The sequence below is a fragment of the Streptosporangiales bacterium genome (assembly GCA_009379825.1).
Taxonomy (GTDB): domain Bacteria; phylum Actinomycetota; class Actinomycetes; order Streptosporangiales; family WHST01; genus WHST01.
The window spans coordinates 41522-50355 of sequence record WHTA01000037.1; the positions used below are offsets into that span (position 1 = coordinate 41522).

At 71.0% G+C, this 8834-nt stretch carries 11 protein-coding genes and 1 pseudogene; 8 read left to right on the plus strand and 4 right to left on the minus strand.

What is annotated here, in order from left to right:
• Window position 1 precedes the first annotated feature (1 nt).
• Window positions 2-867: pseudogene (locus GEV07_17990) on the plus strand (SMP-30/gluconolactonase/LRE family protein).
• Window positions 868-937: 70 nt separating this feature from the next.
• Here GEV07_17990 and GEV07_17995 read toward each other — a convergent pair.
• Entirely contained in the window at window positions 938-1795 is an 858-nt protein-coding gene (locus GEV07_17995; GenBank protein ID MQA04520.1) for a hypothetical protein, read from the minus strand.
• A 183-nt stretch (window positions 1796-1978) separates the two neighbouring features.
• On the minus strand, window positions 1979-2233 hold the full coding sequence (locus tag GEV07_18000) for a hypothetical protein (protein MQA04521.1): 255 nt from the start codon (window positions 2231-2233) through the stop codon (window positions 1979-1981).
• 83 nt (window positions 2234-2316) lie between these two features.
• On the opposite strand from GEV07_18000, the gene merA reads away from it, so the two are divergent.
• Both merA and GEV07_18010 read left to right on the plus strand, forming a co-directional pair.
• A complete protein-coding gene (merA, locus tag GEV07_18005; protein MQA04522.1) occupies window positions 2317-3744 on the plus strand; it encodes a mercury(II) reductase in 1428 nt (475 codons plus the stop codon).
• Window positions 3741-4382, plus strand: coding sequence for a hypothetical protein (locus tag GEV07_18010; GenBank protein ID MQA04523.1), 642 nt, complete (start codon window positions 3741-3743; stop codon window positions 4380-4382). The genes merA and GEV07_18010 overlap by 4 nt, the downstream gene beginning before the upstream one ends.
• Window positions 4383-4571: 189 nt before the next feature.
• Here GEV07_18010 and GEV07_18015 read toward each other — a convergent pair whose 3' ends face one another.
• Entirely contained in the window at window positions 4572-5171 is a 600-nt protein-coding gene (locus tag GEV07_18015) for a 4-hydroxybenzoyl-CoA reductase (GenBank protein ID MQA04524.1), read from the minus strand.
• 64 nt (window positions 5172-5235) lie between these two features.
• On the opposite strand from GEV07_18015, the gene GEV07_18020 reads away from it, so the two are divergent.
• The 5 genes from GEV07_18020 to GEV07_18040 all read left to right on the plus strand — a co-directional run bounded on the left by GEV07_18020 (window position 5236) and on the right by GEV07_18040 (window position 8700).
• Window positions 5236-5784: a carboxymuconolactone decarboxylase family protein gene (locus GEV07_18020; GenBank protein MQA04525.1), complete on the plus strand. Its 549-nt coding sequence runs from the start codon at window positions 5236-5238 to the stop codon at window positions 5782-5784.
• Window positions 5785-5809: 25 nt separating this feature from the next.
• A complete protein-coding gene (locus tag GEV07_18025; protein MQA04526.1) occupies window positions 5810-6499 on the plus strand; it encodes a haloacid dehalogenase type II in 690 nt (229 codons plus the stop codon).
• Entirely contained in the window at window positions 6496-6789 is a 294-nt protein-coding gene (locus tag GEV07_18030; protein MQA04527.1) for a hypothetical protein, read from the plus strand. The genes GEV07_18025 and GEV07_18030 overlap by 4 nt, the downstream gene beginning before the upstream one ends.
• Window positions 6790-7315: 526 nt before the next feature.
• Window positions 7316-8005, plus strand: coding sequence for a DsbA family oxidoreductase (locus GEV07_18035; GenBank protein ID MQA04528.1), 690 nt, complete (start codon window positions 7316-7318; stop codon window positions 8003-8005).
• On the plus strand, window positions 8002-8700 hold the full coding sequence (locus tag GEV07_18040) for a hypothetical protein (GenBank protein MQA04529.1): 699 nt from the start codon (window positions 8002-8004) through the stop codon (window positions 8698-8700). Before GEV07_18035 ends, GEV07_18040 begins: the two co-directional genes overlap by 4 nt.
• A 16-nt stretch (window positions 8701-8716) precedes the next feature.
• On the opposite strand, the gene GEV07_18045 is transcribed toward GEV07_18040, so the two are convergent.
• Window positions 8717-8834: IS982 family transposase (locus tag GEV07_18045; protein ID MQA04530.1), on the minus strand; the 118-nt coding region annotated here is incomplete at its 5' end.

The following is an 8834-nucleotide window of genomic DNA, read 5'->3' on the forward strand; positions in this document are numbered from 1 at the left end:
CATGCCGTCGGCGGAGCAGGTGACCGACCCGGTCGTCGAGAGTACGGCGAGGGACCGGTATGGCACTCCGGCTGGCCGGGCCTGCGGTGGGTGGACATGATCGGCGGCGGCGTGTTCGAGCTGGACGCCTCGTCCGGCAGGGTGCGCAGGTTCGATCCCGGCGCGATCGTCTCGATGCTGCGGCCCACCGTCGACGGCGGTGTCGTGTTCACCGTCGAGCGGGGGATCGCCTTGGCCGACAAGGAATTCCGGTGAGTGCGGAAGTTGGGGGAGCTGTGGTCGGAGCCGGGGATCCGGATGAACGACGGTGCCTGCGACCCGGACGGCCGGTTCTACTGCGGATCCATGGCCTACGACGCCCCGCCTGCCACCGCCGCGCTGTACCGGTTGGACGGCGACGGCACCGTCACAGTCGTGCTCTCCGGCGTCACCGTGTCAAACGGACTGGCTTGGAGCCCGGACGGTGCCACCGCGTACTACGTCGACTCGGCGACCCGGATTGTGGACGCGTTCGACTACGACACCGCGGACGGGCTGACCGACCGTAGAACCGTCCTCGCGGTTCCGCAGGACGCCGGTCTGCCGGACGGCCTCACCGTCGATGCCGACGGCGACATCTGGGTCGCGCTGATGGGTGGCTCGGCGGTCCGGCACTACACCCGGGACGGGACGCTCGCCGACATGATCGAGCTTGCGGTCTCGCAGGTGACCGCGTGCACCTTCGGCGGCCCGAACCTGGACGAGCTGTACGTCCCCACCTCGAAGCTGAACATTGACCCCACCGAGCAACCATGGGCAGGCGCCGTGTTCCGTGCCAACCGCGGCATCTCGACGCCGAGGACCCCGCGCGAAGGGGCGGATCGATGACCCCGCCGACCGGCCGCTCCGAGCCGGACGTCGCGGCCAACATGGCCGGTTCCACACACACGCGCGCCAGCTACCGCGGGAGATCTGGTAACTGCTCGATTGCCTTGCGTACGCACTCGTCGCAGATACACACGCCAGGTCCACCGACTAGTCGCACTGTCGGCGATGCGGGCTTGCCGCAGAAGGAGCACGACTGCCCACGCCTGCGGCGTCGTATCCGGCGGGCCCTTAGCGGAAGGCACCCTTCCAGCTCGCGTTTCACCGATGCGACGTCGACGTCGAGGCGGGTGAGAACGCGGCTGGCCTGCGATCCGGGATCGGTTGCGAGACAGAAGAGCAGGTGTTCGGTGCCGACGTAACACTGGCCGCGGTCCCGGGCAATGGCGTATGCTCCGTCGATCGCCTCGCGTGCGTCATCGGAAAGCTCTGGTGCGCGGCGCGTTCGGCGCCGGTCGGTGGGTGCACCGAACAGCTCGCGCATCGCGTCCCGGAGATTGTCAGGAGTAACACCGAGGCGGTCGAGCGCCGCGGCGGCGACTCCGGCGTGCAGTAGACCGAGCAACAGGTACTGACTATCGACCTCCTCGCAGCCGTCGTGCTCGGCCTCGCTGTGTGCCTTGTCCAAACATGCCTGCAACCGGGGCCGGACTTCTAGCTCGGCGTCTGTCAGCAATCGCATCGGGGCGACCCCGAACCGTTGGCGGGCGGCTTGCCGTGTCATCCCAAGCCGGTCACCGATCGCCGTCCACGAGCAGCCGGCGTCGTGTGCCTCGCGGACGAACTGCTCGAGGACCGCGTCCCCCGCGTGGACGAGGTCTCGGCTGACGCTGGCCGCGATGTCGACGAGCGAGAGCGGATCCGCACCAGAGCCGGCACGTGTCCTCACCAGCTCGAGGTGGTCGACCGGATCTTCGCTCAGCTCGTCCATTTGACAACTATAGGTTGTCAAATAGACGATTAACAACTTTGGATTGTCGAGTCGCCGGGACGTACCCGCGGCAGCTCGCCGTCGGACGTGTCGATGTGGGCCTCGCGGTCGCCGATGTGGCGGTGCAGCGGTGCCACATCGAGCCCGTCCCGGTTCGTCACCTCGGGGAGGTCACGCAGCGGTTCACCCGCGGCGCGACCGACGGCGCCGTGCCGTCGATGCCGCCCACACGACGGCGACGGCCAGCGCGAGGGTGGCGAGGACGAGGAGCCAGTTCTCTTCAAGGAACGCGCCGGCGGCACCGAGCAATCCGGCGGCGACCAGCACCGGAGCGAGGCAGCACAGCATGATGGCCATGCCGCCGCCGGCCGCGGCGAGTATTCCGCGGGAGCGACGGCCGACGATGCGTTCCTCGTCGTTGTTGTCGGTGAGCGCCATGCACCCACTGTCCGCCCTGTACTCGGATACCGGGTCAAGGGGGCTTGACCCCGCAGTGGGGTACAGGGTGGAGGGTGGCAGGTATGAGCGATGAGCGGTACGACCTGGCGATCGTGGGATCCGGCGGTGCGGCGTTCGCCGCGGCGATCGCGGCGCGCGAGCGTGACCTCGCCGTGGTGATGGTCGAGTCAGGGACGATCGGCGGTACCTGCGTGAACACCGGGTGCGTGCCGAGCAAGGCCATGCTCGCGGCGGCCGAGGCCCGCCACGTAGCGGCGAGCCAGCGGTTCCCCGGTGTGCCGACCCAGGCGGGCCGGGTCGACCTCGCCGCGTTGGTGGGCGCGAAGCAGGACCTGGTCGAGGCGATGCGGGCGGAGAAGTACGTTGATCTCGCGGCCGAGTACGGCTGGAGGGTCGTGCACGGCTTCGCGCGGTTCGCCGGCGAGGCCGACGCGCCGGTGCTGGACGTGGACACCGCCGATGGACCGGTGCGGATCGACGCGGCGCAGTACCTCGTCGCGAACGGCGCGACGCCGTCCGCGCCACCGGTGGACGGCCTGGCTGCCACCGGCTACCTGACTTCTACCACTGCGCTTGAGCTCACCGCGTTGCCGGCGTCGATGGTCGTGGTGGGTGGCAACGCCGTCGGGTTGGAGCTCGCGCAGCTGTTCGCCCGCCTCGGCGTCGACGTCACCGTCCTCGAGGCGCTCGACCGGCTCGCGCCGTTCGACGAGCCGGAGGTTTCCCATGCCCTGGCGGACGCGTTCGTAGCCGACGGCATCTCGGTCGTTACGGACGCCATGGTGACGTCGGTGCGGCGCACGGCGGCGGGCTACGTCGTAACCGTCGACGCCGAGGACCACGGTGGCGTGGAGCTGGTGGCCGAGCAGCTGGTGGTCGCGACGGGACGTCGCCCGGCCACGGAGCACCTTGGTCTCGACGGTGTCGGTGTGAAGACCGACGAGCGCGGGGCGGTGGTCGTTGACGAGTGCCAGCGCACCGCCAACCCGCGGATCTGGGCCGCGGGTGACGTGACCGGCGGTCCTCAGTTCGTCTACGTCGCCGCCGGGCAGGGGACAGCGGCGGTTGACAACGCGTTCGCCGACGCGCGGCGCACACTCCACTACGCGAGCCTGCCCAGGGTGACGTTCACCTCGCCTGCGATCGCCGCGGTCGGGCTGACGGCGGCCGAGGCGGCCGCGCACGGGCTGGACGTCGACAGCCGGGTGCTCCCGCTCGACCGGGTTCCCCGCGCGATCGTCGATGGCGACACCCGAGGTCTGGTGAAGATCGTCGCGGACCGGGCGACGGGCCGGGTGGTCGGTGTGTCCATGCTCGCGCATGGTGCCGGCGACGCCATCCTCGCCGCCGTGTACGCCGTCAAGGCCGGCATGACCGTGCAGCAGGTCGCCGACACCTGGGCGCCGTACCTCACCGCGGCCGAGGCGCTCAAGCTCGCCGCGCAGACGTTCACTCGTGACGTCAGCAAGCTCTCGTGCTGCGCCTCGTGAACGGAGTCGAAACCGTGGACCTCCAGCTGGACAAGTGCACGGCGACCGCCGCGCTGAGCGCCGAAGCACGACAGGTGCACGTATACGTGCTGCGCACCTTCGCCGCGACCGGCCGCGCACCGAGCAGGGCCGACCTGCGACGCGTCGCCGCCGACCGGGGCTGCGACCCGGCAATGGTGCTGACCGAACTCGCCGAACGCGACGTAGTGGCGGTCGACGCTCGCGGTGAGCTCCGTGCCGCCTACCCGTTCTCGCCGACACCGACCGCGATCCAGGTCACCTGGGACGGCGGGCCGACGGTGTACGCGATGTGCGCCGTGGATGCGCTTGGGATGTCCGCGATGCTCGACCGTCCGGTCACTATCACTGCGACCGAACCGGACACCGGCAACGCGGTGACCGTCCACGTCGACGGCGATCGCGCGGACTGGACGCCGGCATCCGCCGTCGTGTTTGCGGGTGCCACCGATGACTCCTGCTGTCCCTCGGTGGACCGGACGTGCGGCGCCATCAACTTCTTCACCACGTCGGAGGCGGCCGGCGACTGGGCGAGCCGGCATCCCGATGTCTCCGGCGCCGTCCTCGACCGCGCGACGGCATTGGCGCAAGCAGTCGCGGAGTTCGGCGCCATGCTGTAACGGAAGCCGTCGACGGCACGCGGCTGCGTGGCGGTGTGGTTGGTCGACAATTCGGTGGCGGCGCCGACCTGGTGCGGTCCGTCGACGTGCGGTGCTCACCGGAACGCCCTGCCTTGCCTGGTGGTCGGCTGGTAGCGCGGGAGGCGGTCATTGGACCGCGCAGGTGTCGCCGTATTCCCGCTGGTGCGGCTACCGATCGTGCCGTCGACCGGATTGCCGGTTCCTGGCGGCGTGGGTGCGGACCTTGGCCCGGTTGCCGCAGCGGGTCATGGAGCACCAGCGCCTGCGGGTGCCGCGGGAGGTGTCCAGGAACAGCATCCGGCACTCGGTGGCCGCGCATTCGTGTACCCGGGTCAGCTCGGGCCCGGTGACCAGGTCGATGGTGTCGCGGGCGAGCACGGCGAGGGCGGCCTCGACGGGGTGGTCGCTGCGGCGGGCTGCGGTGCGCCCGCTGGGGTTCAGCCGTAGCTGGGGCGTGGGATGCGCGGCGGCCGCGTTGACCAGCCTGACCGCCCCGGCGGCCGGTGTGCGGGCGTGGCGGGCGGCGTCGACGACGGCGTAGGCGGCGTCGCGGAGTCGCCGCATCCGGTCGAGGTCGCCCAGGTCGAGCGGCACGAGGTCGTCGAGCAGGTCGGCGTCGACGAGCCAGGTCGCGAGGTCGGCGGGGGCGGGGATGCGTTCGACCGAGGTGGAGCCGCGCCGGCCGATGGTGGCCAGCAGGTTCAGGCAGGGGCGCCCGGCGTCGAAGCGCGTCCGCGCCGCCTGCGTGTTCGACGGTTGGGCTTGCACGTCTCACCTCCGCGTGCTAACTGTTTAAACCGGTTAGCTTATCGCTGTGAGTTGAGGAGAGATCATGCCGCGGTTCCCGGTCCACACCATCGACGATGCGCCGGAGGCGTCCCGGGCGGCGCTGGAGGCGACCCGGCAGCGGTTGGGGAAGGTGCTCAACATCTACGGCGAGATGGCGCACGCCCCGGTGCTGCTCGCCGTCTCGAACGCGATGAGTCAGGCGGTCGCCGAGCACGGCACGTTCGACGCGCGTACCCGGGAGGCGATCGCGCTCGCGGTGGGCAACCAGAACGGCTGCGGCTACTGCCAGTCCGCGCACACTCTCGGCGCGGTCCGCGCTGGCTGGAGCGAGGAGCAGACGCTCGCCATCCGCGACGGTCAGCTCGGCTTCGCCCCCAAGCTCGACGCGTTGCTGATGGTGGCCAGGCAGATCGCGGCGAACGTGGGCGAGGTTGCGGACGAGACGTACGAGCACGCTCGCCGGGCGGGGTGGAGCGATGAGGAGCTGGCAGAGCTGTTCGCCCACGTCATGGTGAACATGCTCACCAACTACTTCAACCACTACGCGGAGACGGAGCTGGACATCCCGGCCGCGTCCGGCTTGGCTAGCTGAGGCGCCAGATGCTCGAGGAGGCACGATGGCGACCCGTCCGTCGGCAGTGGCGTTCGACGTGGTCGAGACGCTGATGTCGTTGCAGCCGCTGGAGGCACGGTTGGAAACGGTCGGGCAACCGGCGTCCGTCCTGCCGGCGTGGTTCGCACGGCTGCTGCTTTACGGGGTCGGGCTGTCCGCGGCCGGCGACTACGTGCCCTTCCCTGAGGCCGCGGCCGAGGCGCTGCGTGCCGTCAGCGGGTACCGGCTGTCCGACGAGGACGTGGCGTATGTGCTCGCTGGGTTCGGGCAGCTGCCCGCCCACCCGGACGCAGAACCTGCGATCAGGCGGCTGGCCGACGCGGGGGTACGGGTGGTTTGCCTCACCAACGGGAGCGCCGACGTCACGGCGGCGTTCCTGGCCCGCGCCGGGGCGGCGCACCTCGTCGAGCGGGTGATCAGCACGGCGGAGGTGAACAGCTGGAAGCCGCCGGCCCGCGTCTACCGCCACGCGCTCGACGTGTTGGAGCTGCCGGCCGAGCGGGTGGCACTCGTCGCCGTCCACGCCTGGGACTGCCACGGAGCCAAGCGGGCCGGCCTCACCACCGGATGGGCGAGCCGCGCCGAAGGCGGCTACGGTGCACTGTTCGCCCCCGCCGACGTCAGCGGCGCCGACCTGGTCGAGGTCGCCGAGGGACTGCTGGCCCTCCCCGAGGGGGCCGGCGATGCGCGGTGACGACGGGGACGTGGCGGTACCCGATGGTGGAACCCGGCGCGGCGACGGGCAAGGTGGCGGCCGTGTACGCGCAGATCGCCGAGGTGATGCCGATCGTGCCGAGCCTGTTCAAGTCGCTGGCGGCGTGCCCGCCGTACCTGGCACTGGCGTGGGACCAGGCAGCGCCGGCGTTGCGCGACGACATCCACCTGGCGGCCGCGACGGCCTCGCCGACTCGGTGCGCACCGCCGCCGTGCCACCGGCGGACGCGAGGGTACGGGAGGCGATGGCGGAGTTCATGTCGCCGTTGAGCTGGATGCTGCTGGTCTTCGCGGGGCTGCGAGAAGCGCTGGCCGGCCACCTCGACGACGTCCCCGCCGATAACCGGCTACCAGCAGCGACCGGACCGATGCAGCCTCGCCGGTGGGTACCTACGCCCGCCGAGAGCGGCGCGCAGCAGGTGTACGGGGACATTCGCGCCGCGCTGCGCACGCCGCTGGTCAACAGCATCTGGCTGAGCCTGGCCGGCCGAGGTCTCCTCGACGCGGCCTGGCACGAAGTAGCCGGCCAAGTGCCGCAGACCCGGCAGCGGGCCGCTGCGCTGGGTCAGCGGGCGACACAGACCGCGCAAGAGCTGGCCTGGCCTGTGGTCGTCAGCCCGCGGCCTCGGCCGAGGCCGGCATCGCCGACGCAAGCCCCGGCATGGCGGCGATCCTGGACTGCTACTTCGCGACGCTGCCGCGGGTGCTCACGTTGGTGGCCTGCTGCGCAGGGTAGGGATCACGGTGCCGGTCCCCCGGGGCCGAGCGCGGAACGTATGCCGGTCGGGAGGGCCGCATGAGAATCGAGATCTGGTCGGACATCGTGTGTCCGTGGTGTGCGATCGGCAAGGCGCAGCTCGAGGCGGCGCTTGCCGAGTTCGAGCATGCCGACGGCGTCGACGTGGTCTGGCGCAGCTTCGAGCTCGACCCTGGTGCCCCCGCTGTGCGGGAAGGCGACTACGCCGCCATGCTGGCGAGCAAGTACGGCACCAGCCTGGCCGGCGGGCAGGCGATGATCGCGCGAATGACCGAGGCCGCCGCCGACGCGGGCCTGGGGTTCGACCTCGAACGTGCCCGTCCCGGCAACTCCTTCGACGCGCACCGGCTCGCACACCTCGCCGCGGACCACGGCCGGCAGAGTGCAGTCGTCCAGCGCCTCATGCGTGGCTATCTGTCCGAAGGCGAGGCCATCGGCGACCCCGCCACCTTGCTGCGGCTCGCCGCCGACGCCGGCCTGGAGCCGGACCAGGTGCGCGACACCCTCGACTCGGACGCCTACGCCGACGCGGTGCGCGCCGAAGAGCACGAGGCGCTCGAACTCGGCGTCACCGCGGTGCCGCTGTTCCTGCTCGACCGGCGACTCGCGATACCCGGTGCCCAACCGGTCGAGATGATGCTTCAGGCGCTGCGCCGCGCCACGCGAGAACGCGATCCGGCCGCGGCCCGTGACACGCCGGTGCACCGAGTCGACAGGGAGGCAAGATGAGCGACGTCGACGTGGAGTTCTTCTTCGACCCGGTGTGCCCGTTCTGCTGGGTCACCGCGCAGTGGGTACGCAACGTCCGCCGACACCGGCCGCTGCGCATCGAGTGGCGCCCGCTGTCGCTGCGGATCCTCAACGAGCCGATCGGCTACGCGGGGCGCCCCGCCGCCTATCCCGAGGCGCACCAGCGCGGACTGGAGATGCTGCGCGTGGTTGTCGCCGCCCGCGCCGCCCACGGCCCGGAGGTGATCGACGCCCTGTACCGGACGCTGGGGGAGGCGGTATGGCACGCGCCGGTACCGGAAGCCCCCGGCTTCGAAGCGGTCCTGGCCGACACCGCCCGGCCCCGTGACCTCGCCGGAGCACTCGACAGCGCCGGGCTGCCCCGCGATCTCGCCGACGCCGCCATCGACGGGTCTTTCGATGACGAGATCCGCGCCGAGACCGAGGACGCCGTCGCCCGCGTGGGCGGCGGCGTCGGCACGCCCATCCTGTCGTTCCACCCGCCGGACGGACCCGCCCTGTTCGGTCCGGTGATCCACCGTGCCCCCGACGGCGACGATGCGCTGCGCGTGTGGGATGCCGTCACCACACTCGCCAACTGGCCCGGGTTCGCCGAGATCAAACGCACGCTGCGGGCCTTCCCGGACACCCCGCTGTCCGCCCGCATCGCCGGGCACGACACCCATGTCCGCTAGATGGTTGATTCCTTGGTCAGTGGTCGTAGGCGGTTAGTGATCGTTTGCTGGTGACGCCGGTGGTCCAGTTGGTCCAGATGCCGGAGGTGAGGGCGAGGAGTCGCTGGGCGATGCGGGTGAAGACTCCGGTGGGT

Coding starts and splice junctions, on each gene's coding strand:
- GEV07_17995 (MQA04520.1), bottom strand. CDS start 1,795: ATGGACGAGCTGAGCGAAGATCCGGTCGACCACCTCGAGCTGGTGAGG.
- GEV07_18000 (MQA04521.1), bottom strand. CDS start 2,233: ATGGCGCTCACCGACAACAACGACGAGGAACGCATCGTCGGCCGTCGC.
- merA (MQA04522.1), top strand. CDS start 2,317: ATGAGCGATGAGCGGTACGACCTGGCGATCGTGGGATCCGGCGGTGCG.
- GEV07_18020 (MQA04525.1), top strand. CDS start 5,236: ATGCCGCGGTTCCCGGTCCACACCATCGACGATGCGCCGGAGGCGTCC.
- GEV07_18025 (MQA04526.1), top strand. CDS start 5,810: ATGGCGACCCGTCCGTCGGCAGTGGCGTTCGACGTGGTCGAGACGCTG.
- GEV07_18035 (MQA04528.1), top strand. CDS start 7,316: ATGAGAATCGAGATCTGGTCGGACATCGTGTGTCCGTGGTGTGCGATC.
- GEV07_18040 (MQA04529.1), top strand. CDS start 8,002: ATGAGCGACGTCGACGTGGAGTTCTTCTTCGACCCGGTGTGCCCGTTC.